Origin of the sequence: Elizabethkingia argenteiflava (genome assembly GCF_009904105.1) — a bacterium.
Classification (GTDB): Bacteria; Bacteroidota; Bacteroidia; order Flavobacteriales; family Weeksellaceae; genus Elizabethkingia; species Elizabethkingia argenteiflava.
In genome coordinates this window covers 1-529 of the sequence record NZ_JAAABJ010000214.1, presented here as the reverse complement: position 1 = coordinate 529, position 529 = coordinate 1, and the positions used below count along the sequence as shown (strand labels likewise).

At 25.1% G+C, this 529-nt stretch carries 1 pseudogene; it reads left to right on the top strand.

Going from position 1 to position 529, the window contains the following annotated elements:
• Positions 1-120: 120 nt before the first annotated feature.
• Positions 121-306, top strand: a pseudogene (locus GNY06_RS15455) (IS982 family transposase); the annotation flags it as partial.
• Positions 307-529 lie beyond the last annotated feature (223 nt).

Genomic DNA, 529 nt, shown 5'->3' with positions numbered 1-529 from the left:
GAAAATCACATAAATGATTATAAAACAGACTTAATTACTTACAACCATATAAAAATACAAAAACCTAACCCAATAAAAAAACAGAACTATAATCCGCAGACTAAAAATAATAAAAAAAACCCAAAGACCATCGAAAACTTATTTTCGCAATTCTGTGATCAGTTTATTATTAGAAGAAACTATGCGTAATCCTTTGATGGCTTTAAGAATAGAATATTATCTAAGATAATGGCAATGACTTTTATACAATGCATTAATAAACTAAACAATAGAAATATTAACAACATAAAAACTCGTATTGCTTAAATGCACCACGGGTTAATTTATATTATGTATTAAAAAATAGATTTATATACTTAATAAATGAAGAGTATATTCATATGCAACGATTATGAATTAAAAGCTTTCCAAGTGCTATTCAATCTGGTGAAGAGATTATACTCATTATAAATTTTAAAAAAAGAAATTTTTATTCAAGGAACTTTCTTGATCCGGGTTTAAAGCATCTATTTGAGTGTAAAGAGATATT